Genomic DNA, 23,389 nt, shown 5'->3' on the forward strand with positions numbered 1-23,389 from the left:
TTGATGTCTTCCAGATTGATGCCGCCGAAGGTCGGTTCGAGCGCGGCGATCACATCGACGAGCTTGTGCGGATCGCTCTCGTTCAGCTCGATATCGAACACGTCGATACCGGCGAACTTCTTGAAGAGCACGGCTTTACCTTCCATCACCGGCTTCGACGCGAGCGGCCCGATGTTGCCGAGACCGAGCACGGCCGTGCCGTTCGATACGACGCCCACGAGGTTGCTGCGCGCGGTGAAACGCGCGGCGTTCAGCGGGTCTTCTACGATCGCTTCACACGCGAACGCGACGCCCGGCGAATAGGCCAGCGCGAGATCGCGCTGGTTGATCATCTGTTTGGTCGGCGCGATCGCGATCTTTCCGGGGACCGGAAATTCGTGATAGTCGAGTGCAGCTTCGCGCAACTTGGTATTGGCGTCGGTCGTCATAAGGCGGGCTAGCAGTGCGGGAATTAGAATAGAAGTTCGAACGCATTGTAGCGCCAATCAGGGGCGGTTTCGGACCGCGCTCCATGCATTTCGGCTACAAGTGCCATGACCGGAAAAGGTCTGATCGCCTCGCGGAGCAAGGCTCGCGGCACACCGTTCGATTTTTTCGAGATGCGGGACGGACACATTCGCGCGCCATCGCGGGTCCCGCGCTTTCCTCTTGCAGCGCACAAAAAGACACTTCTCGCCGACGATGCTCTCCGAGTTTTCTCTGATCGACCGATTCTTCGCACGCCGCGCGACGGCGCCCTCGCCACGTCACGAAGACGAGGCTGCGACGCCGCTCGGCATCGGGGACGACTGCGCGCTCATCGCGCCGCCCGCCGGCCATCAGCTCGCCATATCGACGGACATGCTGGTCGAAGGCCGCCACTTCTTTCCCGATGTCGATCCGCACGCGCTCGGCCACAAGGCGCTTGCCGTGAACCTGTCGGACCTCGCCGCGATGGGCGCGAAGCCGCATGCATTTACGCTCGCGCTCGCGTTGCCGCGCGCCGATGAAGCGTGGCTCGAAGCGTTCAGCGACGGCCTCTTCGCGCTCGCGCAGCGTCACGACTGCGCGCTGATCGGCGGCGATACGACGAGCGGTCCGCTCAACCTCTGCATCACCGTGTTCGGCGACGTGCCGCATGGCGCGGCATTGCGCCGTGACGCCGCGCGGACCGGCGACGACATCTGGGTGTCGGGCACATTGGGCGATGCGCGCGCAGGACTCGGCGCGATTCGCGGCGAATGGCGCGCGCCCGATGACGCCATCGCCGCAGGCTGGCAGCGCGCGCTTACGCGGCCCGAGCCGCGCGTCGCGCTAGGCCTCGCCTTGCGCGGCGTGGCGCACGCAGCGCTCGATATTTCCGATGGCCTCGCTGGCGATCTCATGCATATTCTGAAGCGCTCGGGCATGCGCGCCGTCATCGATGCCGATGCCGTGCCGTGCTCGGAAGCAGTGCGCGCGCTGCCCGACGTCGCGCGCCGCGCATGCACGCTCGCGGGTGGCGACGACTACGAACTGTGCTTCACCGCGCCCGTCGATGCGCGCGACACGCTCGCGAATATCGCGACGACCGTAAAAGTGCCGCTGACTCGGATCGGTACAATCGAATCATCCGGTGCGCCGGGAATTGCCTGGCGCGATGCCTCGGGCGCCCCGCTCTCTCTGACGTTGCAAGGCTTCGATCATTTTCATGCAGACTGACCCGACTCTCGCGGGCGAACCGAACGATTCGCGCAATCCGCCGCGCGCCGCGCCGCGCAAGGCGAGCGCGCGCTTCATGCTCACCCATCCGCTTCATATTCTTTCGCTAGGCTTCGGCAGCGGGCTTTCTCCCATCGCGCCGGGCACGGTCGGCACGCTGTTCGCGTGGGCGTCGTTCGTCGCGTTCAATCGCCATCTGACGGTCGCCGAATGGGGCGCGCTGATCGTCGCCGGCTTCGTCGCCGGATGCTGGTTCACCGGCTTCACCGCGAAGAAGATGGGCATCGCGGACCCGTCGCCGGTCGTGTGGGATGAGATCGTCGCGTTCTGGCTCGTGCTGCTGCTCGTCACCCCCGCGACTTTTACCGGCCAGTTGTGGGCGTTCATCGTGTTCCGTTTCTTCGACATGGTGAAGCCGCCGCCCATCCGCTATTTCGACCGCCATTTGAAAGGCGGCTTCGGCATCATGTTCGATGACCTCGTCGCGGCATTCTTCACGCTGCTCGTGATCGCGCTCTGGCGCATGACCGTCTGATTTCCAACTCTTCGAGAACATCACCATGCCAACCGACACCGTCGTTCACCAACTTGCGATTCGCGTCGGCAACAAGCTGCGCGACGAACGGCTGATGCTCGCGACCGCCGAGTCATGCACGGGCGGCATGGTCGCGAGCGCCATCACCGATATTTCCGGCAGCAGCGCGTGGTTCGAGCGCGGGTTCGTCACCTATTCGAATCTCGCGAAGATCGAGATGATCGGCGTTCCGGCTACATTGATCGAGCAGCATGGCGCGGTGAGCGAGCCCGTCGCGAAAGCAATGGCCGAAGGCGCGCTGCGCAACAGTCGCGCGCAGGTGTCGATCGCGATCACCGGTGTCGCCGGGCCCGCGGGAGGAAGCGAAGCGAAGCCGGTGGGCACGGTGTCGTTCGCGTGGAGCAACCGGCTTCATACCGGGGTCGAGACGCAACTGTTCAAGGGCGACCGCGAGCAGGTGCGCACGCAGGCCGCCGCGCACGCGCTGCGCAAACTGCTGGAGTTTCTGGAGCAGCGCGAGCGGTGAGAGGTGAGACCATCGCATGCGAAAACAGACCGGCCAGTCGGCGGACTCGCCGATATACACCAAAGAACAGGTCGCCCGCTGGGTAGGCCCCGTAACAATCGACAAGGCGCGCGGCTACGTCCGTGCCGTCAGCGGTATCGTCTGGACGGACAACACCCTGCGCGCGCGGGTGGCGGGTACGCAACCGGCGCCGTACACGGTCGAGATCTCGTTCAGGAACAAGCGGCCGTTCGGCTATTGCTCGTGTCCGGTCGGCTTTGAATGCAAGCACGTCGCCGCGACGCTGCTCGCCTATCTGGAAAGAAAGGAAGGCGCTGCCCGAACCGGCGTGAGCGTGGAGGTCGAGCAATGGCTGTCTGACTTTCGCGCAAAGGTCGAGGCGACGCGGCACGCGCGCGCGAAAGCGGCCAGGCCCGCGACCGGCGCGGTGTTCCGGATTCTGTACGTGCTCGCGCCGTCCGCGCTAGGCCAATCCGCTTTCGAACTGGTGACGTACAAGGCGCGACTCGGCGCCGATGGCACGATTCGCGCGACCGAAAGCTGGTACCCAAACTACACGGCCTGGAGCAGTCCGCCGAAATTCGTGACCCCGGAAGACGAGGCCATCATTCGCGCGCTCCGGTCCGAGCGCGGCTATTCAGGCAACAGCTACGCGTTGAGCGGCAAGCGGGGCGCGGCGATCTGGAGCATGATGCTCGCGACCGACCGTCTCTATTTCGAACCGCATGGCCGCGATCTGCGGCTCGAAAAGCCATTGAGCGAGGGCGCGCGTCGCCGCGGCAACATCGAATGGATTCCGCACCATGACGACATGATTTTCGCGTCGCTCGAAACCGATCCGGAAGGCGGCATCGTGCTTCCGACCGAACCGCCCTGGTATTTCGACGCCTTCACGAACGAAACCGGAACCGTCGATACATCGATTCCCGATGAGTTCCTCGCCGACTATCTGGAGATGCCGGTGCTCACACTCGAGGATGCGGCCGTCGTGCGCGCGGCGCTCGCCGAATTCGCGCCCGCGCTCCCGGCGCCGCCCATGCGAGGCGACACGAACATGCGGACAATCGACGCCCCGCCCGTCCCCGTGCTCACGCTCGACACGCTTCTGCTCGATGCGCCTCGCAAGCTGAACATGCCCGCGACAGAACTCGACATCGCCCTGCTCGAATTCGACTACGACGGCTTCGTGATCGCGGCGAACAGCCCCGAGACACTCATAAGGCTCGCGAACGGCGAACTCGCTCGCATCGCGCGCCGGGACGACCTCGAGAACGCGGGCATCCAGCGCCTGGGCAAAGCGGGACTCAAGCCAATCTCCGATGCGCAGGGCAGTCGCGACGAATCGCCGTATGCCGGCGGCTTCATCATGCCCGCGCGCGAAGCATGGCCCGCGTTCGTCGCCGACGAGTTGCCCGCGCTGCGCAATGCCGGCTGGCGCGTCGTCATCGTGCCCAATTCGCGTTTCGACGTCGTCGAGATCGACGAAATAGAGGCGGCCGCGCGCGCCGCTGAGCACGGCTGGTTCGATCTCGAACTGGGCATCATGGTCGAGGCTGAGCGCGTGCGCCTCGAACCGCTCCTCGCGGAGCTGTTCGCCCGCGACCGCCGCTGGCTCAACGGCGCGATCGATCTGATCGACGACGCGCACGCGGTCGAATTCCGCACGCAGGCGGGCAGGCGCTTCAAAGTGTGCGCCGCCCGCATCAAGCCGCTCGTGCGCGCGCTGATCGATCTGTTCGACCGCGCCGACCTTCGCGCGGATTCGCCGTTGCGGCTTTCGGCGCTCGAAGCCGGCCGCCTCACCGGAGCCGATGAAACGCTGCGTTGGCAATTCGGCGGCGACGCGTCGATGGTCGAACTCGCGCAACGGCTGCGCAAAGCCGCGGGGCCGCGCCGGATCGACGCGCCGAGCGGCCTGAAAGCGACGCTGCGCGATTATCAGCGCGAGGGTGTCGACTGGATGCAGTTCCTCCGCGAGCAGGAGCTCGCGGGCGTGCTCGCCGACGACATGGGCCTCGGCAAGACCGTGCAGACGCTCGCGCACATCCTCGTCGAAAAGGAAGCCGGCCGCCTCACGCAGCCGGCGCTGATCGTCGTCCCGACCACGCTCGTCAACAACTGGCAGGAAGAAGCGCGGCGCTTTGCGCCCGGCCTCAAAGTGCTGGATCTTCACGGGCCGCTGCGTCACGAACGCTTCGCGCGGATCGCGGAGCACGAGCTCATCATCACGACTTATCCGCTCGTCTGGCGCGACCACGAAGCTCTGTCAGCGCACGACTATCATCTGTTGATACTCGACGAGGCGCAGTACGTGAAGAACGCATCGAGCAAGGCGGCGGGCGTCATCCGCACGTTGCGCGCGCGGCACCGCCTGTGCCTCACCGGCACGCCGCTCGAAAACCATCTGGGCGAACTGTGGTCGCAATTCGATTTCCTGCTGCCCGGCTTTCTCGGCACGCAAAAAGACTTCGCCGCTCGCTGGCGCAAGCCGATCGAGAAGCACAACGACCAGACGCGCCGCAGCCTTCTCGCGCGACGGATCCGCCCCTTCATGCTTCGCCGCCGCAAGGATGATGTCGCGACCGAACTGCCGCTGAAGACGACGATCGTGCGCAGCGTCGAACTGGAGGGCGCGCAGCGCGATCTCTACGAGACCGTGCGCACCGCGATGCAGAAGAAAGTGCGGGACGCCATCGAGAAGCAAGGTTTCGCACGCAGCCATATCCTAATGCTCGACGCGCTGCTGAAGCTGCGACAAGTGTGCTGCGATCCGTCGCTGGTCAAGCTGCCGGGCGCGAGGAAGACCCCGGAATCGGCCAAGCTCGCGCTGTTGCTCGAGATGCTGCCGAATCTCATCGAAGAAGGCCGGCGCGTGCTCGTGTTCTCGCAGTTCACGGGCATGCTTGCGGTCATTGCCGGCGCGCTCGATGAAGCCGGTCTGACGTACGTCACGCTGACCGGCGAGACTGCGGATCGCACGACGCCCGTGCGGCGCTTTCAGGCGGGCGAGGTGCCCGTTTTCCTGATCAGCCTGAAGGCAGGCGGCGTCGGCCTGAACCTCACCGCCGCCGATACCGTCATCCACTACGACCCGTGGTGGAATCCCGCCGCCGAGAATCAGGCGACGGATCGCGCGCATCGCATCGGGCAGGACAAGCCGGTGTTCGTGTACAAGCTCGTCGCGACCGGCAGCATCGAAGAAAAGATAGTGTCGATGCAGGAGCACAAGGCAGCACTCGCAGCGGGCATTCTGTCCGATGACGCGCGCGCCGTGGAGAAGTTCTCCGTCGAGGATATCGACGCGCTGCTCGCGCCGATTCCCGATGCCTGACGCGCGTTTAGCGGTATGCGTTGATCGTATCCCGCGTCTTCTTTGCCGCGTCGGCCGCGGCTTGCGCGTAATCATCGCCCTTGCCCGCGTAGATGATCGCGCGCGACGAGTTGATCAGCATGCCCGTGCCGTTCGCGGTGCGGCCCGCGCGCACGGTCGCTTCGACATCGCCGCCTTGCGCGCCGATTCCCGGAATCAGCAACGGCATATCGCCGACGATCCCGCGCACCGTTTCGATTTCTTTCGGAAACGTCGCGCCGACGACCAGCCCGAGCTGGCCGCTCGCGTTCCACTTTTCCGCTGCGAGCGTCGCGACGACCTGATACAGCGGCTTGCCGTCGGTCGTCAGGAATTGCAGATCCGAACCGCCCGCATTCGACGTGCGGCACAGCACGATCACGCCCCGGCCTTCATGCGCGAGATACGGCTCGATCGAGTCGAAGCCCATGTACGGATTCACCGTCACGGCATCCGCGTTATAGCGCTCGAACGCTTCCTTCGCGTACTGCTCGGCCGTACTGCCGATATCGCCGCGCTTCGCATCCAGAATCACCGGAATGCCGGCGTGTTTCTCGTGGATATGCGCGATCAGCGCTTCGAGTTGATCTTCCGCGCGATGCGCCGCGAAATACGCGATCTGCGGCTTGAACGACGACGCATACGGCGCGGTCGCATCGACGATGGTTTTGCAGAACTCGAAGATCGCATCGGCGCGGCCGTTCAGGGCGCCGGGGAATTTGGCGGGTTCCGGGTCGAGGCCGACGCACAGAAGCGATTGCGTCCGCGACCACGCGGCGTTGAGAGACTGGATGAATGACATGGCGGGATTTCGTTGAACGTCGATGCCACGCATTTTAACGTGCGAGGCATCGCGTCCATTGGCTGGCATCAGCGCGCAGCGTCCCGCGCCCGCGCCTTCGCTCCGGCTCGCGTGCGCGGCCTTCCCCGCCGCGCCGCCTCCCCGGTGCGCTCGACGGTAAAGCGAAACTCACGCGAAAGCCGCTCGCCCGGTTCGAGCACGGTCATCCCGTGGGCTTCCCCGCCGCCGGGCAGATTCACCGCGTTGATCGGATGATCGACGGGCTCGAAGCAGAAAAAGCTCTCGCCGGGCGGCGCATACAGCACGTAGTAATCGGTATCGGCGGCGATCGTGAGCGACAGGCGGCGCTTCGGCCATAGCACGCTCGTGCGGCCGCTCCAGCCGGTGAACGCGTTGTTCACCATCTCCGACGGCATCGGATACGCGACGCCGAATTGCCACGCGGGCGGCGTCGGCACGTGCCGCACCGGCAGCCAGTCGTCGCCGCAGAGCCACACGCCGCCCGCCGCCGCGGACAACTCCGTGTCCGCCTCGCGCATCAGGAACGGATGCAGCCCGAGGCCGAACGGCAGCGCTTCATCGCCGGTATTTTCCACATCGAGCGCCACGGCGAGCGTGGCGTCGTCGAGCGCGTAGGTCTGCGCGGCGCGAAAGGCATAAGGCTTGCCGTCGCTGCGATCCAGCGTCAGACGCACGCGCGTGGACGCTTCCTCAGCGACTTCCCACGCGCCGAGCCAGCCATCGCCATGCAGCGGCAGCGGTTCGCCGGCGCGGTTGCACGGCACGTCGATCGAGCGTCCTGAAAACTGAAAGTGCCCGTTGCCGATACGGTTCGAGTACGGCAGAAGCGGATAGCACGCGAGCTGATTCGGATCCGTGTCCGGACCGGGATCGACGCACGGCCGGAAGATCGGCACCAAGGTGCCCTGGTGCCGCCAGTCGAAGCGCGTGATCCCGCCGCCGAGCGACGGCGCGAGTTCGAGCCGCAGATGCGCGTTGGCGAGTGTGATGCAGCCATCGGCATCGCGGCCGCCCATCGCGACCATCGCGGTGCCCGGGCCGGGCCGGACCGGTGGTTCGGTTGCAGCGGCCAGCCTCGAACGGCGGGCGTTCGCCTGTGCCTTGGACGTCGATGCAGGATTCGGTCTTTGCTCTGTGCGCGCACCAGCCATGACTCGTGCTCCATCGAGAGGCGAAAAACCCGGCGTCGCCGGGGTGTGTCGGGCGGTGCGTCGATCGCGCGCCGCCTCGCTATTTTCGGTTACGCCTTGCCCGCGAATACCGCTTCGGCCATGCCGCGCGCGCCGGGCGTCGCGACGAACACGCCGCCTGCGTGCGCATCGCTTTTCAGCGCCTCTTCAGAGAGGCCGATGCGCGCGCTCGTGACATACAGCGTGCCGAAGTCCGCGCCGCCGAACGCGGCGCAACTCGGCTGCGCGGTCGGCACGTCGATGCGCGCCGTCTCGCGGCCGTCGCGTCCATAGCGAACGACGCGCCCGCCGCCCCACTGCGCATTCCACAAGGCGCCTTCGGCATCGACGATCGAGCCGTCGGGCACGCCGGTCGCATCCGTCAGCGCGACGAACACGCGGTCGTTGGCGAACGTCGGATAGTCGCAGACGCGGATCTCGCGCGTCGGCGAGTCACAGTAGTACATCGTCGCGCCGTCGGGGGAAAAGCCGATGCTGTTCGAAATCGCGCAATTGCCGAGCGGGAGGCGCTCCAGAGATAGATCCGGGTTCAGCCGATAAAAGCCGCCGATCGCCTGCGCATCTTCCACGTCGTGCTTCGTGCCGAACACGAAGCGCCCTTCGCGGTCGCAGCGGCCATCGTTGAGACGCGTCAGCAGATCGGCTTCGACGTCCATGATCGTGTCGATGTGACCCGTCGCGATCTCATAGAAGGCGAGCCGCGACGCGAGGCCCAGCAGCAGGAAACGCGCATCGGCGCAGGGCGTGAAGCAGGCGAGCCGCTCGGGCATCGCGAACGATTGGCTCGCGCCGTCGCGCGGATCGTGGCGCCACAGCGTCTTGCCTTCGATATCGGTCCACCAGAAGCAGCCGCTTTTGGCGCACCACGTGGCGCCCTCGCCGAGCGAGCATTGGCTGTCGACCAGAAGCTGCGCGCGCATCGAGTTCATCAGGCCCATCCTCCGTCGACGATGATGTCTTGCGCCGTAATCATGCTGCTGTCGTCCGAAGCGAGAAAGAGCGCCGCGCGCGCGAGATGCGCGGGCAGCAATTCCCCGCCGATGCACTGGCCCTGCTTGATCGCTTCCTTGCCGGCCTCGTCGAGCCACAGGCGCTTTTGCTTCTCGGTCATCACCCAGCCCGGCACGAGCGTATTCACCCGAATGCCGAACTTGCCGAGATCGCGCGCGAGGCCGCGCGTCATGCCCTGCACCGCCGACTTCGACGTCGTGTAGACCGGGAAGTTGCCTTGCTTGAGCATCCAGCTGATCGAGCCGAGATTGATGATCGAGCCGCCGCCCAGGCGCTTCATGTCGTCGATCACGGCCTGAGCCGCGAAGAACTGATGGCGGATGTTGACCGCGATGCCCGCATCGTATGACTCCGGCGTGACGTCCTCGATTGCGTGGCGCTTGTCGTTGGCGGCATTGTTGACGAGCACGCTGATCGGGCCGAATGCGGCGCGGACGTCGTCGATGCCTTTTCGCAATGCGTCGATGTCGGTCAGGTCGACGCGCAGGAACATCGGGCGGGTCTGCGTTGCTGTCAGGGCTGCGCCCAGGCGGTCGGCGAGCGCTTCGCCCGCGTCGGTGTCGATGTCGAAGAAGGCGACCTTCGCGCCCTGATCGAAGAAGTGTTCGACGAAACCCTCGCCGATGCCGGTCGCTCCGCCGGTGATCAGGACCGTTTTGCCTTCCAGGCTTGGGTATCTTGCTAGTGACTTGTTGATCGGTGCCATGTTGGTTGTCCCTTCGCTTTTTTTGCGCCTGCTTCGGTGGAATCCTGTTTTCGTGTCGGTCTGTTTGCACGGCCCTTGTGCGGGGCAGTGCTGATAAACCAACGCGAATACGGGATCCGCGAAAGCCCAACGTTATCCAACATCAATCCCGCGAGCCGCGATTCTTCAACTGATCGAGCAACACGGCAGCAAGCAAAATCGCCCCTCGCACGAGGTACTGATAAAACGCATCGATATTCAGGAGATTCATGACGTTTTCAACAGTGCCCATGATGAGCACCCCGATTACGACGCCAGAAATCGTCGCCCGCCCGCCGAGCAGTGAAACTCCTCCCAGCACGCAAGCCGAAATCACGTTCAGCTCGAACCCCTGTGCCGCATTCGGCTGCCCCGACGTGATGCGCGAAGCGAGAATGACGCCCGCCAGCGCCGTCACCGCGCCCTGAATCAAAAAGATCCACACGCGCGTGCGCTCGACATTGATACCCGCAAGCCGCGACGCTTCCGGATTGCCGCCAATCGCCAATGTATTACGTCCATACACAGTCTGATTGAGCAATACGCCAAAAACGATGAAACACGCAAGCGTCACCCAGATAGGCAGGGAAATCCCGATCATCGACAAGCTGCCGAGCGCGATAAACGTGTCCGACGATACGCCGACCGCCTGCCCATGCGACACGATGAACCCGAGCCCGCGCACGATTTCCATCGTTGCGAGCGTGGTGATCAGCGCATTGATGCGCAGATAGGCGATCACCGCGCCGTTCACGAAGCCGATCACCGCGCCCGCCGCCACCGCCGCGACGATCGCGATCGCGGTGTTGTCGGTCGCGTTGAGCACCATCGCGCAAAGCACGCCGGCAAACGCGATCGTCGAACCGACCGACAAGTCGAAGTCGCGCGACGCGAGACAGAACATCATCGTGCACGCGACCATGCCGATCTGCGAGATCGACAACGCCAGACCGAGCATGTTCTCGATCGAGAAGAAGTGATCGACGGTCAGCGACATCGTCAGGAACATGACGATGAAGATCACGATCAGGCTGTACTCGGTGATCTGCTGCCACCACTTCTGTTTGTCGTTCTTTTGCGGGATCAGCGCATTCGCGACGGTTTCCGTCGCCTGCCCCACGATGTTTTCTCTTGCTTCCATGATTCGCTCCTCTTGTCCTTACGCAGCCTGCGCGACGGTGTCCGACTGCGGCAGCGCGAGACCCAGCACCGCCTGTTCGCTTGCCTCACCGCGCGGCAATTCGCCCGCGATCCGCCCCTGCCGCATCACGACGATCCGGTCGGACACGCCGAGCACTTCCGGCAACTCCGACGAAATCATCACGATCGCGCAGCCGCGCTCGGCGAGCTGATAGATCACGTTATAGATTTCATGCTTCGCGCCGACGTCGATGCCGCGCGTCGGTTCGTCGAGAATCACGACCTTCAGATCCGGCTCCGCGAGCCAGCGCGAAAGAATCGCCTTCTGCTGATTGCCGCCCGACAGGAAGCGGATGCGCTGCTTGCGGCTCGGCGTCTTGATCTTCAGAAGCTGAATGAAGCGTTCGGCCGTCTGCGCTTCCTTCTTGCGATCGAGAAACAGCCCGCCACGCAGATAGTGACGGCGGCACGAGATGTTGATGTTCTCCGCGACCGTCGCCATCGCGACGATGCCTTCTTCCTTCCGATCTTCCGGACACAGCACGATGCCGTGGCGGATCGCCTCGCCGGTGCTTCGCACGCGGATTGCCTCGCCGTCGAGCGTGATCGTGCCGCCTTTCTTCTTGTCCGCGCCGTAGACGAGATGCATCAGTTCGCTGCGGCCCGCACCGACCAGGCCGAAGAAACCGACGATCTCACCGCGCTTCACCTCGAAGTTCGCGGGCGCGCTCAACGCGTCGCCCTGCACGTCCTTCACTGAGAAGCGCACCTCGCCCAGCGGCCGCGCGCGATAGTTATAGATATCGCTGATTTCGCGGCCGACCATTTCCTGCACGAGCGTCTCGCGCGGCGCTTCCGCCAGCGACAGATGCGACGCGATCTTGCGGCCGTCGCGGAAAATCGTGCACGCATCGCACAGCTCGTAGATCTCGTCCATGCGATGCGAGATGTAAATCAACGCGCGATTGTCGGCCTTGAGATCGCGCACGAGCTTGAAGAGCACTTCCGTCTCGCGATGCGACAGCGAACTCGTCGGTTCGTCCAGCGCGATCACGCGCGCGTTGCGCAACAGCGCCTTGCAGATTTCGACCATCTGCCGCTGCGCGATCGAGAGCTTGCGCAGCTTCGCGTTCGGGTCGAGATCGACGCCCATCGCCGTGAGCCGCTCGCGCACGTGCGCTTTCGCCGCACGCTTGTCGACCCAGCCAAGCCGGTTCGGCAGCGCGCCGAGCAGCAGGTTCTCGGCCACGGTCAGGTCCGGCACGTACTGCAATTCCTGATGAATCACCGCGATGCCCGACGCGATCGAAGCCGCCGCGCTCGCGAAATGCACTTCCTTGTCGTCGATGAGCACGCGCCCCGAATCGGGCTGATACTCGCCGCCGAGAATCTTGAGCAAGGTCGACTTGCCCGCGCCGTTCTCGCCCATCAAGCCGTGAACTTCGCCGGCGTTGACGTCGAACGACACGCCATCGAGCGCGCGCACGCCTGGAAACACCTTGCCGATATTGTCAAAACGCAGCGTCGCTGACACATCGCCTCCTTATGCTTCGAGCGGGCCGCGCAAAAGCACGCGGCCCGCCCTCATCCAATGACTTAGTTCGATGCCAGGCCCATCTGCTGACGCACCGACGCCACGTTTTCACGCGTCGCCAGCATGCCGGTCGTGAGCGTGAGCGGCGGCGGCGCCTTGCCGTCCTTGATCCACGCGTACATCAGCTCGGACGTTTCTTCGCCGTGGCGCTTCGGGCTGATGATGACGGTGCCGTAGAAGCCCGTCGGATTCGGCTTCTTGAACTCGTTCAACGCCGAGTCCGAACCGCCGATGCCGATGCCGATCATGTTGTCCGCCTTGAAGCCGCGGCCTTCCGCGGCGCGCACGGCGCCGAGCACGGCTTCGTCGTTCAGGCCGTAGGCGACCCAGTGCTTGAACTGCGGGTTCTTCGTGAGCGCGATGTTCGCGGCATTGAACGCGTTCTCGGTGTCGGTCTTCGCTTGCGGCGCGGCGACGATGTTCGCCTTCGGGAAGCCGGCGGCGACGAGCGCGTCGGTTGCGCCGCTCGTGCGGTCATGCGCGGTCGGCAACTGCTCGTAGGTCACGTCGATCGCGCCGACGTCCTTCATGTCCCAGCCGCGCTTCTTGATTTCCGCGGCGATGCCGTCGCCCACCTGCTTGCCGATGTTGTAGGCCGAAATGCCCATGTGCGGCACGGATTCGATCGGCTTGCCCGAGCCGTCGACGAGGCGGTCATCGACCGTCATCATCTTGAGCTTGTCTGCCTTCGCCTTCGCGACGATGCCCGGCCCGAGCTTCACGTCCGGCGTGCAGATGATGAAGCCCTGCGCCTTCTGCGCCGCGAGGTTGTCGATCGCGCTCATCACCTTTTCACCCGACGGCGCGCCGATCTTCACGAGCGTGAAGCCCTTCTCCTTCGCGGCGATTTCCGCGAATTTCCACTCGTCCTGGAACCACGGTTCTTCCGGCTGCTTCACGAGGAAGCCGATCTTGACGTCGTCGGCGGCCTGGGCGACGGGCGCCGCGATCATGGACGCGCTCGTTGCCGTGGCGGCGGCGATCAGCGTGAGGAACAGTCTGCGTTTCATTTTTTGTCTCCCGACTTCTTCCGATGTCGAACAATGCCCGCGCACGGGCGCTAACGAAGGTGTGTGGCCGCGTTGTTTTCTGTCGTGATGCCGCACCGCGGCCAGTGCGTCATTCTTCGGTGGTTCGTTGTTCAGTCGTGGTACAGCGCGGAACGGCCGCCATCCACGGTGATGCAGCTCGCGTTGATGAACGGCGCCTCGTCCGATGCGAGAAACACCGCCGTCATCGCGACTTCGTGCGGCTGGCCGATGCGCTTCATCGGCTGAAGATCGAGCGTCGCCTGGCGCGCGGCCTTCGGATCGGCTTGCGAATCCCACCAATCCAGCGTCAATTGCGTTTCGATGTATCCCGGCGCGATCGCATTCACGCGCACGTTGTTCGGCGCGTATTCGATGCCGAGCGCGCGCGTCAGTCCGATCACGCCGTGCTTTGCCACCGGATACGGAAAGCAGCCGGGAATGATCTTGAAAGCGTGCGTCGACGCGATATTCACGATGCTGCCCCGCCCGCGCCCGACCATGCCCGGCAACACGGCCCGGCACCCGTTCCACACGCCGTCGAGATCGACGGCGAAGCAGCGGCGCCAGTCGTCGTCGGTCATCGTGAGCGGATCGCAAAACACGTTGATGCCGGCGTTGTTCACGAGCACGTCGAGCGGACCCAGGGAAGCCTCGATGTGCGCGACGGCCTCTTTCACCTGCGCGCTCTGCGTCACGTCCGTCTGCACCGCGAGCACGCGCGCGCCGCTCACTTCCGACGCAATGCGCTCGGCCGTCGCGCGCGCCGTGTCGATATCCAGTTCCGCCAGCGCCACCGACGCGCCCTCGCGCGCGAACGCCAGCGCGATCGCCGCACCGATGCCGCGTCCCGCGCCCGTGACCATCGTCACTTTGCCGGCGAGCCGGTTCATTTGATGTCGCCCCGCGCTTTCGCGAGTCCGTCGATGAATGCCTTTGCGTGCGATGCCGTCGCCTCCGTGCTCTGGCCCGGCTTGTACAGCGCAGAGCCTAGGCCGAAGCCGTTCGCGCCCGCGCTCAGGAACGGGCCCATGTTGTCGGGCGTTATGCCGCCGACCGGCACGAGCGGCACTTCCTGCGCGATCACCGCGCGCCATGCCTTCGCGACGGCCGGGCCGAGCTGCTCGGCGGGGAACATCTTCAGCACGTCGGCGCCGTTCTTCAGCGCGAGAAACGCCTCGTTCGGCGTCGCGACGCCCGGCGCGCACGCGAGACCTTGCGCCTTCGCGGCGCGAACGACATCGGCGTCGCTGTGCGGCATCACGACGAGTTCGCCGCCCGCGGCCTTCACGCTGTCGACATAACTCGGATGCAGCACCGTTCCCGCACCGACGATCGCATCGGCGGGCAGCGCCTGGCGGATCGCCGCGATGCTGTCGAACGGCTGGGGCGAATTGAGCGGTACTTCGACGATGCGAAAGCCGGCTTCGTACAGCGCGCGGGCGTGTTCGGCGGCATCGGCCGGCGTCACGCCGCGCAGGATCGCGATCAGCGGGCACGAGGCGAACGCCTTCGCGAGACCGGCGTGCATGCCATAGGGCGCGGGCAAATTGATGGATGGCTGCATCGTGTTGACTCCTTTTCAGGCCGTGCGCACAGGCGCGGCGACGAGGCCGGCAAGCACTGCAATTCGATAAAGGCCGTGCTCGGTGGCCTGCGCGACGATTGGCGCGTCATGGCAACCTAAGCGCGAAAGCGCGACGCGATAGCGGTCGCAGAGCGCGTCGCTGCCGATCAGGCGCAACGTTTTTCCCGCGAGCGAGGAACCTTCGCGCGTGAGCACTTCGCTCAGGCCGCGCAGTTCGTGGCCGATCAACAGCCCCGACAGATAATCCGGCTGCTGCTCGCCCGTCAGCTGACCGGTGAGGCCAAGCGTGCGCGTGGTGAAGATCGTCGCGAGCATGCCTGCATCGCCGGCATCGCGCGCCGTATCGACGCCGCGCACGAACGCCTGTTCGTCGTGCGTCGCGCTCGGATGCATCGTGCGGCCGAGAATCGTGTGATCACGCAGCACGCTGAAGGTCTCGCCCGTCATGAACGTGTAGAAGCGCTCGATGCGCTCATCGCTCACGAACGCCCATTTCGCATGCGTGCCCGGCAGTCCGATCAGCGCGCCGCCCGATGTTCCGAGCGACGGCTCGCTCGCCAGCGCGCCGAAAATCTGCGTTTCCTCGCCGCGCATCACGTTGGGCAACACGCCGCGCTCCAGCACGCCGGGCACGACATGCACCACGACGCCGCGCGACGTCTTCACCGTGACGATGCCCGCGACGAGCGCATCGGCCCCGGCGGGCGTTTCGACGTACGGCGCTTCCACCCAGCCCTGCGCGCTGCCGACCATGCCCGCCGCAATGACGGGCAACGGCGCATCGAGCGGCCCATGCGCATCGAGCCACGCGCCGCAGGTTTCCTCGAACGCCTGATCGAAGCCGCCCGCGGGCAGATTCATGATGCCGGCCGACGACGCGCGCGTGTCAAGCGCGGTGCCGTCGGCGCCTACCAGATAGGCGCGCAGCGACGTCGTGCCCCAGTCGAGCGCGATGAGCGTGGGCGTGCGAACAGGTGCGTTCATCGCTTGATCCTGCGCGCTGCCTGCGGGGCACGCCAGCCGAGTTCCTCGGAAATCGCGCGCGCTTCGCGCTGCACGACCGGAATCAGTTCTTCCATGCGCTCATGCGGCATATAGGGAATCGTGCTCGCCACCGACAACGCCGCGACGATCGCGCCGGACGCATCGCGCACCGGCGCGGCAACGCAGCGTATCGAAGCCTCGTTCTCTTCCAGATCGAACGTGAAGCCGCCTTGCGAATAGCGCGTCATGCGCTGCTGGAAGGTGTCGAAATCGGGCCGGTTGTCGGGCTTGAAACTCGTTTTCGCGAGCACGCGATGCGACGCTTCGAGCAGCTTCTTCCACGCGTTCGCTTCGAGGTCGAGCATCATTGCCTTGCCGATGCCCGTCGACGCGAGCGGCATGCGATGCCCGACGCGCGAGCGCATCTCCAGGCCGCGCGTGCCCGGAATCTTGTCGATGTAGAGGACGTCGTCGCCATCGCGCACGCCGAGGTGAATCGTGTCGTGCGTGTGTTCCGCGAGCGCCTGCAGATGCGGGCGCGCGACCGCCGTGAGCGGCATCTGTTCGAGCGCGATCGTGCCCAGTTCGATGAGCTTCGGCCCGAGCAGATAACCGCCCTGCACCTGGCGCAGATAGCGCGCCTGCACGAGCGAGCTGACGAGCCGATGGGTCGTGCTGCGCGTCGTGCCGAGCGCCGCGCCGAACGCGCGCAGATCGCGCGCGCCATTCGCGGCGGCTTCGAGAATCGCGAGGCCGCGCAGAAGCGTCTGGGTGCCGGCCTGCTGCGGCGTGACGTCCACGAGCGCGCTCGGCAACGCGATCGCGTCGGGATCGGGCATGTGCTTCGCCCCGCTCGCGCCGTTGCGCTTCACGCTCGGGCCGCTCGCGTGCGCGGATTGCGCTTGGGCGGCGTCGGTTTCCGGGTTCTGGAATTTGGTCATGGCGCAGGTCTCTCGTCGATCACGATGCGTGTCGTGCGTCGCTCGCAGGCGCCGCGGCGAGCGTTGCCGCACGAGCGTGCGAATGGTGCGAAGCGTGCGAAGCGTGCGAATCGTGTAAATCGTGTGAAGAGGCCAGCGAGCGCAGGCGAGCGATCGGGTGCATGACGTGTCTCCGTTGTTCTGGTCGTGCGCGCCGCTACGTTTTTTCGGTCGTCGCACGCATATGCCGTTCAGGCTGTGGTCGGATTGTAGTTCTGCCGCTTCGAACTATTCAATATGTGATCGTCATGCTCACATAATGGGATCATAACTGACAGCCGACAGCGACCCGAAAACAAAAAAGCCCTGATAAATCAGGGCTTTGCATTGTTTAGTTTCGCAAACTAAATTTCACTGCGGCAGCTCCGCCGCACCCATCCGCCGCGCGATGACGCGTGAACGCTGCGACAGATACGGCGCGTTGCGATGATCGTCGAAATACTTGGGCCGCGGCAGCATCACGGCGAGCCGCGCGCTTTGCCAGGCGGTCAGATTCGCCGCCGATGTCTTGTAGTAATACTGCGCTGCCGCTTGCGCACCGTAGACACCGTTGCCCCACTCGACCGAATTCAGATAGATCTCGAAGATGCGTTCCTTGTCCATCCAGAACTCGAGCATCCACGTGATCACGAGCTCCTGCGCCTTGCGAACGTAGCTCTTCTCGCGCGACAGAAAGAGATTGCGCGCGAGCTGCTGCGAAATGGTCGAACCGCCCGCGACGATCTTCCCGCGCGCCTTGTTCTTCTCCCAGGCCTGAAGAATGGCGTCGGTTTCGTAGCCGTTGTTGTTGACGAAGTTGGCGTCTTCCGACGCGATGATCGCGCGCTTCAGGTTGCGCGAAATCTGGTCGTACGGCACCCATGCGCGCTGCAGCGACACGCCGGGATGCGTCTTCGCGAGCGTCCACGCATCGGCACGCATGAAGGCCGTTGGGCCCGGATTCACGACCGTCCAGATGCCGATCTGCGCGAAAAAGTAGAGCTGCGTCGCGATGAATGCGATGCCGAGTACCGACACGCCGTACATGATCCAGCGTGCCGGGCCGAGCCGCACCGCTTTGTGCGCACGTGGCGCGCGCGTCCCGATCGGCGCGGTGGTCATCAGGCTTTGGCGGCCAGCATCTGGCGCAATTCGCGCAGCACGGCGCCGCCGTCCGGGCGCATGCCACGCCAGATGAAGAACGATTCAGCCGCCTGCTCGACCAGCATGCCGAGACCATCCGATGCGCGCGCGCCGAGCTTCGACGCGTGCCGCATGAAAACGGTCGGTTGCGCGCCGTACATCATGTCGTAGGCAAGCGTGCCCGCGCCGAATGCGCTGTCGTCGCAATCGGGTAACGCGGCGTCGAGGCTGCCCGCCGTCGCGTTGACGATGACGTCGTAGCGGCCCGCTTCCGCGCTGTCTGCGCCGCCGCCCGAGAAGCGCACGCCGCATTCGGCGGCGTTCGGCGCGAACTGGTCGACGAGCCGATGCGCCTTCGCCGCCGTGCGATTGACGATGGTGAGCGCCGCCGGCGCGCGATCGAAGATCGGCAGCACGACGCCGCGCGCCGCGCCGCCCGCGCCGAGCAGCAAAATGCGCGCGCCTCTGAGACTTACGCCGAGATTCACCTCGATGTCACGCACGAGGCCGATGCCGTCGGTGTTGTCGCCCCGCACGCCATCTGACCCGAAGGACAGCGTGTTCACCGCGCCCGCCGCCGCCGCGCGCGGGGACAGCGCATCCGCGAGCGCGTGCGCTTCGAGCTTGAACGGCACCGTGACGTTCATGCCGCGCCCGCCCGACGCGACGAACTTCTTCACTTCATGCTCGAAGCCATTGAGCGGCCCGAGAATGCGCCCGTACTCGATGGGCTCGCCGGTCTGCTCGGCGAACTTCGCGTGAATCCACGGCGATTTGCTGTGCTCGATCGGATTGCCGATCACCGCGTATCGGTCTTTCATGGCGTCGGCTCCTGCGCGTTGTCCGGCGCTTCCGGTTGGGGCTGCTCCGCCGAGGCTTCCGCCTGCGCTTCCGCCTCGCTTTCCGCCGAGAGATCTTCGGTCTCGATGATGTCCTCGTCGGCTTCGTCTTCCTCGACCGGCGCGCTTGCGGACGGCGCATCGATGACGTGCAGCAGACGGCAGGACGCTTCGACGGTCAGTTCATCGATCGACACAACTTCCAGCATCACGCGCGTGCCGCGCGCATGCACGCCGAGGCCCGGCACGTGCAGGATCAGCGGAATTTCTTCGAGCCGGACGAGATCGTCCTTGATGACCGACGCCGGAACCTGCTTCCTGTTCTCCTGCTTCAGCCAGCGCAGGCACCAGAAGTACTCCATGCGGCGCTGATGATCGGCATATGCGGTGTACGTGTCGTCGAATCCCTGCACGACGGCGAAGAGATCCGCGTCCTTCGGCTTGAACGGCGCGGCGAGCTTGGCCGTCACGCCATGCTGCACGCACGCGAGCAGTTGCCATTGATTGACGAGATCGACGTAGCGGCGCAGCGGCGACGTGCTCCACGCATATTGCGCAACGCCCAGCCCTTCGTGCGGCGCGGGCGTCGTCTGCATACGCGTGCGCTTCGGGCCCGGACCGCCGAAACCGCGCTGCGAGCGGTAGATGCCCGGCACGCCGTGATCGTCGAGGAATGCGCCCCACGACGAATTCGCGAGAATCGCGAGTTCCGCGACGATCAGATCGAGCGGCGAACCACGACGGCGAGGTGTGATCGTGATGTGCTCGCCATCGACATAAAAGTTGAAGTCGTTGTTGCGCTGCACTTCGCGCTTGAGACCGTAGCTCGCGCGCGCCTGCTGACGCTTTTCGAAGAGCGCCTGCGCGAGCGGCCACAACACGGCGATGTCGTCTTTGTGCGCGTAATCGCCCGTGCCTGCGGCGAGGCTTTCCTCGGTGACGAACGCGTCGAGATGGTTGTGGCGCAGGTTGCTCTTCACGAACACGCGCTCGGCGCGGGTTTCCGTCGCGACGATGTCCTGCGTCTCGCGGTTCACGATGATGTACAGCGACAGCGCCGGGCGCAGCCCGCCTTCGCCGAGCGTGAACACGTCGACGACGTTGTCCGGCAGCATCGTGATCTTGTCGCCGGGCATGTAGACCGTGGACAGACGTCCGCGCGCGATCGCATCGATCGTGTCGCCGCGCGCGATGCCGAGCGCCGGCGCCGCGATGTGAATGCCCACGCGTACGCGTCCATCGGAGAGATGCTGGACGGAGAAGGCGTCGTCGATTTCGGTCGTGGTGACGTCGTCGATGGAGAAGGCCTCGACATCCGCTTCGGGCAAGTCCTCGGGCAACGGGCCCGGCTGCACCGACGGAAAGCCTGTGCCATGCGGGAAGTATTCCGACAGAAAGCGCGCTTCATGCAACGCGCGCGGCGACGCGATGCCGCCGCATTCGAGCATCAGCCGCGCCTGAGAAATGCCGCGCGCAGCCGCCGCCGCTTCGAGCGCCTTGTACTCGATGGAATTCTTGTCGGGCTTGGTGAGCAGGCCGAGCGCCTTGTCTTTCAGTGCGTCGGGCAGCTTGCCCGCCTTCAGGTCGTCTTCGTAACCTTGCTGCACGAGCGCCTGCTGACGCTTGCGCTCGAGCGACGCGAGCGCCATCTGCAGTTGTTCCTGCGGCGCGCGCTGATACTGGCCGCGCCCCTTGCGCCGGAAATAGACCGGCGCGCCGTGCATGCGCAGGACGAGCGCCGCGCGTTCCGTGGGACCGAATTTGTCGCCGAAGTAATCCGCGCCGAGTGCGGCGAACGGAAATTCTTCGTCGGGCGCACATTCCCAAAGGAAGTCGAGATCGATCTCCTGCGCGATGGCGTCGGCTTCCTGCATCAGGTCGCCGGCCGCGGGTTTGTCGAACTCGATCAGCACGTCTTTCGCGCGCACCTTGGCGCGCCGCCCGCCCGGCAGCTCGACCTGGAACGCGTCGCCCTGTTTGGACAACACCGATCCGGCCTTGAAACTACCCGATTCCTCGAAGAAAACGTTCACTCAATACTCTCGTAAAACGGTGGACCGGGCCGCGTCGTTTGCGCCGGTAGGTGAATTATTGTGACGCCGCTGTCACGCCGCCGCCGGCGCGACGAGCGGTGGCGGCGCCTGATCGCAAAACGCGATGACATCGGCGAGATAGGCCGGAAAGTCGCTGATCGCGTGATCGCCGCCCTGAATCAGCGTGGTTCGCACGCCGGGATAGTGGTCAAGCATCGTGCGGTAGTCGAGCACTTCGTCGCCCGTCGCCGCGATCAGATAGTAGCGCTCGGGCCGCGTGATCGAATCGATCGCGAGCGCGCGCAATTCGTCGAGATGGCGCGGCAATACGGTGATGCTGCCGTCGCCGTGCCACAACGGCTGTTCGCCGAGATAGCGGCTCAGATCGCGATCGGGCATCACGGCGGGATTGAGCAGCACGGCACGCCAGCCGTGCTTTTGCGCAAGATACGTCGCGTAATAGCCGCCGAGCGAACTGCCGACGACGGTCACGTCGGCCATCTTCTCGCCCACGGCGAGCGATTCCGCCAGCGCGACGGCGTCGAACGGCGACACCGGCAGCGTCGGGCACCGCCATTCGCCGAGCCGCCCGAGTTCCGCGAGACGCGCCTGCATCACGCGCGCCTTGAACGATTGGGGAGACGAGCGAAAGCCGTGCAGATAGAGAATCACGCGTGTCCTCCCGCGCCGCGCGCCGAGAGCGCGTCGAGCAGTTTCTGATGGACGCCGCCGAAGCCGCCGTTGCTCATCACGAGCACGTGGTCGCCGGGGCGCGCGGCGGCCGTGACCGCCTTCACCAAAGGTTCGATCTCGTTGAACGCCCGCGCCTTGTCGCCGAGCGGAGACAGCGCCTCGGCGAGATCCCAGCCGAGCTTGTCGCGGCCTTCGCGCGCGCCGTAGCCGAACACCAGATCCGCGCTCGCGAGGCTCGCGGGCAATTGCGCTTTCATGGTGCCGAGCTTCATTGTGTTGGAGCGCGGCTCCAGCACGGCGAGGATGCGCGCATCGCCGATTCGTGTCCTCAATCCCGCGACCGTGGTTTCGATCGCGGTCGGATGATGCGCGAAGTCGTCGTAGACGGTGACGCCGTCCACGCTGCCCTTCACTTCCATGCGCCGCTTGACGTTGCGGAAGCTCGCAAGCGACTTGACCGAGTGCGCCGCCGGCACGCCGACCGAGCGCGCTGCCGCGATCGCCGCGAGCGCGTTCATGCGGTTGTGCTCGCCCTGCACCTGCCAGTCGACGATGCCCTGACGCTCGCCCTCCCAGTACACGGCGAACCGCTCGTCGACGGGTGCGCCCTTTTCGGCGGGCAGCGCCTGCCAGCCGCCTTCGACGCCGAAGCGCTCCACGCCGGACCAGCAGCCGCGCGTGAGCACGCGCTCGAGCGCGGCCTCACGCCCGTTCGTGACGATGCGGCCGACGCCGGGCACCGTGCGAACGAGATGATGGAATTGCGTTTCGATGGCGGCGAGATCGGGAAAGATATCGGCGTGATCGAATTCGAGGTTGTTGAGCACCGCCGTGCGCGGGCGATAGTGGACGAACTTCGAGCGCTTGTCGAAAAACGCGGTGTCGTATTCGTCGGCTTCGATGACGAAGAAGCTCGAATCGGTCAGACGCGCCGAGATGCCGAAGTTGAGCGGCACGCCGCCGATGAGAAAGCCGGGGTTCATGCCCGCGTCTTCGAGCAGCCACGCGAGCATGGAGCTCGTCGTGGTCTTGCCGTGCGTGCCCGCGACGGCGAGCACCCATTTGCCGTTCAGCACGTGCTCGCCGAGCCACTGCGGGCCGGACGTGTACGGCAGGCCGCGATCGAGAATGGCCTCCATCAGCGGATTGCCGCGCGTCACTACGTTACCGATGACGAACAGATCCGGTTCGAGCGCGAGTTGCTCGACGCCGTAACCTTCGATCAACTCGATGCCCTGCGCTTCGAGCTGCGTGCTCATCGGCGGGTAGACGCCCGCGTCGCAGCCGGTGACCTTGTGGCCCGCCTCACGCGCCAGAACCGCGAGCCCGCCCATGAAGGTACCGCAGATGCCGAGGATGTGGATGTGCATAAACCGTGTCGCGCCGCGCGGGCGATTGAGATGCAAAAAAACAGGAACGGCGCCGTACGTGTGAATCCGGGGGCAAACCCGTGCAGAAAGGCGCCTGAAGGCGCATATTGTAACCGAGCACGCCAGGCGCTCTTTCGCTGGCGCACGTGTCTCGCAGGGTGTCCGCAAAAGGGCTGTTTT

Annotated in this window: 20 protein-coding genes and 1 pseudogene; 4 read left to right on the plus strand and 17 right to left on the minus strand. The window is 65.2% G+C overall.

Going from position 1 to position 23,389, the window contains the following annotated elements:
* Positions 1-428: pseudogene (locus NCS58_RS12315) on the minus strand (NADP-dependent malic enzyme); the annotation flags it as partial.
* 253 nt (positions 429-681) lie between these two features.
* On the opposite strand from NCS58_RS12315, the gene thiL reads away from it, so the two are divergent.
* Genes thiL through NCS58_RS12335 form a run of 4 tightly spaced genes read left to right on the plus strand, consistent with a single transcriptional unit; the run spans position 682 to position 6,072 of the window.
* Entirely contained in the window at positions 682-1,680 is a 999-nt protein-coding gene (gene thiL, locus NCS58_RS12320; RefSeq protein ID WP_061121418.1) for a thiamine-phosphate kinase, read from the plus strand.
* Complete coding sequence (locus NCS58_RS12325; protein WP_250477082.1) at positions 1,670-2,215, plus strand: phosphatidylglycerophosphatase A; 546 nt, start codon at positions 1,670-1,672, stop codon at positions 2,213-2,215. The genes thiL and NCS58_RS12325 overlap by 11 nt, the downstream gene beginning before the upstream one ends.
* Before the next feature lie 25 nt (positions 2,216-2,240).
* On the plus strand, positions 2,241-2,741 hold the full coding sequence (locus NCS58_RS12330) for a CinA family protein (protein ID WP_061121417.1): 501 nt from the start codon (positions 2,241-2,243) through the stop codon (positions 2,739-2,741).
* A gap of 16 nt (positions 2,742-2,757) precedes the next feature.
* On the plus strand, positions 2,758-6,072 hold the full coding sequence (locus NCS58_RS12335) for a DEAD/DEAH box helicase (RefSeq protein WP_061121416.1): 3,315 nt from the start codon (positions 2,758-2,760) through the stop codon (positions 6,070-6,072).
* A 7-nt stretch (positions 6,073-6,079) separates the two neighbouring features.
* On the opposite strand, the gene pyrF is transcribed toward NCS58_RS12335, so the two are convergent.
* From pyrF to mpl, 16 genes are all read right to left on the minus strand, one after another.
* Positions 6,080-6,892: an orotidine-5'-phosphate decarboxylase gene (pyrF, locus tag NCS58_RS12340; protein WP_061121415.1), complete on the minus strand. Its 813-nt coding sequence runs from the start codon at positions 6,890-6,892 to the stop codon at positions 6,080-6,082.
* Between the two features lie 68 nt (positions 6,893-6,960).
* Positions 6,961-8,064 carry an aldose 1-epimerase gene (locus NCS58_RS12345; RefSeq protein ID WP_250538525.1) on the minus strand — a complete coding sequence of 368 codons (1,104 nt, stop codon included), beginning with the start codon at positions 8,062-8,064 and terminating at the stop codon, positions 6,961-6,963.
* A gap of 89 nt (positions 8,065-8,153) precedes the next feature.
* A complete protein-coding gene (locus tag NCS58_RS12350; protein WP_250538526.1) occupies positions 8,154-9,041 on the minus strand; it encodes an SMP-30/gluconolactonase/LRE family protein in 888 nt (295 codons plus the stop codon).
* Positions 9,032-9,820 carry an SDR family NAD(P)-dependent oxidoreductase gene (locus NCS58_RS12355; protein WP_250490323.1) on the minus strand — a complete coding sequence of 263 codons (789 nt, stop codon included), beginning with the start codon at positions 9,818-9,820 and terminating at the stop codon, positions 9,032-9,034. The genes NCS58_RS12350 and NCS58_RS12355 overlap by 10 nt, the downstream gene beginning before the upstream one ends.
* A 142-nt stretch (positions 9,821-9,962) precedes the next feature.
* Entirely contained in the window at positions 9,963-10,979 is a 1,017-nt protein-coding gene (gene araH / locus NCS58_RS12360; protein WP_250477084.1) for an L-arabinose ABC transporter permease AraH, read from the minus strand.
* 18 nt (positions 10,980-10,997) lie between these two features.
* A complete protein-coding gene (gene araG / locus NCS58_RS12365; protein WP_250538527.1) occupies positions 10,998-12,512 on the minus strand; it encodes an L-arabinose ABC transporter ATP-binding protein AraG in 1,515 nt (504 codons plus the stop codon).
* Positions 12,513-12,574: 62 nt separating this feature from the next.
* Entirely contained in the window at positions 12,575-13,582 is a 1,008-nt protein-coding gene (locus NCS58_RS12370; RefSeq protein ID WP_061121409.1) for an arabinose ABC transporter substrate-binding protein, read from the minus strand.
* Positions 13,583-13,713: 131 nt separating this feature from the next.
* A complete protein-coding gene (locus NCS58_RS12375; RefSeq protein WP_250538528.1) occupies positions 13,714-14,493 on the minus strand; it encodes an SDR family oxidoreductase in 780 nt (259 codons plus the stop codon).
* Positions 14,490-15,167 carry a 2-dehydro-3-deoxy-6-phosphogalactonate aldolase gene (locus NCS58_RS12380; protein ID WP_250538529.1) on the minus strand — a complete coding sequence of 226 codons (678 nt, stop codon included), beginning with the start codon at positions 15,165-15,167 and terminating at the stop codon, positions 14,490-14,492. The genes NCS58_RS12375 and NCS58_RS12380 overlap by 4 nt, the downstream gene beginning before the upstream one ends.
* Positions 15,168-15,182: 15 nt before the next feature.
* Entirely contained in the window at positions 15,183-16,172 is a 990-nt protein-coding gene (locus NCS58_RS12385; protein WP_250538530.1) for a 2-dehydro-3-deoxygalactonokinase, read from the minus strand.
* The gene (locus tag NCS58_RS12390) at positions 16,169-17,113 is read right to left on the minus strand and encodes an IclR family transcriptional regulator (RefSeq protein WP_061121405.1); all 945 of its coding nucleotides are present in this window, start codon (positions 17,111-17,113) and stop codon (positions 16,169-16,171) included. The genes NCS58_RS12385 and NCS58_RS12390 overlap by 4 nt, the downstream gene beginning before the upstream one ends.
* A gap of 390 nt (positions 17,114-17,503) precedes the next feature.
* Complete coding sequence (gene mtgA / locus NCS58_RS12395; protein WP_061121404.1) at positions 17,504-18,253, minus strand: monofunctional biosynthetic peptidoglycan transglycosylase; 750 nt, start codon at positions 18,251-18,253, stop codon at positions 17,504-17,506.
* The gene (gene aroE, locus NCS58_RS12400) at positions 18,253-19,095 is read right to left on the minus strand and encodes a shikimate dehydrogenase (RefSeq protein ID WP_061121403.1); all 843 of its coding nucleotides are present in this window, start codon (positions 19,093-19,095) and stop codon (positions 18,253-18,255) included. The genes mtgA and aroE overlap by 1 nt, the downstream gene beginning before the upstream one ends.
* A complete protein-coding gene (locus tag NCS58_RS12405) occupies positions 19,092-21,146 on the minus strand; it encodes a ribonuclease catalytic domain-containing protein (RefSeq protein WP_061121402.1) in 2,055 nt (684 codons plus the stop codon). The genes aroE and NCS58_RS12405 overlap by 4 nt, the downstream gene beginning before the upstream one ends.
* A gap of 72 nt (positions 21,147-21,218) precedes the next feature.
* On the minus strand, positions 21,219-21,818 hold the full coding sequence (locus NCS58_RS12410) for a YqiA/YcfP family alpha/beta fold hydrolase (protein WP_061121401.1): 600 nt from the start codon (positions 21,816-21,818) through the stop codon (positions 21,219-21,221).
* Positions 21,815-23,209, minus strand: coding sequence for a UDP-N-acetylmuramate:L-alanyl-gamma-D-glutamyl-meso-diaminopimelate ligase (gene mpl / locus NCS58_RS12415; protein ID WP_250538531.1), 1,395 nt, complete (start codon positions 23,207-23,209; stop codon positions 21,815-21,817). Before mpl ends, NCS58_RS12410 begins: the two co-directional genes overlap by 4 nt.
* Positions 23,210-23,389 lie beyond the last annotated feature (180 nt).

The sequence above is a fragment of the Caballeronia sp. INML3B genome (genome assembly GCF_023631305.1).
Lineage (GTDB): Bacteria > Pseudomonadota > Gammaproteobacteria > Burkholderiales > Burkholderiaceae > Caballeronia > Caballeronia turbans.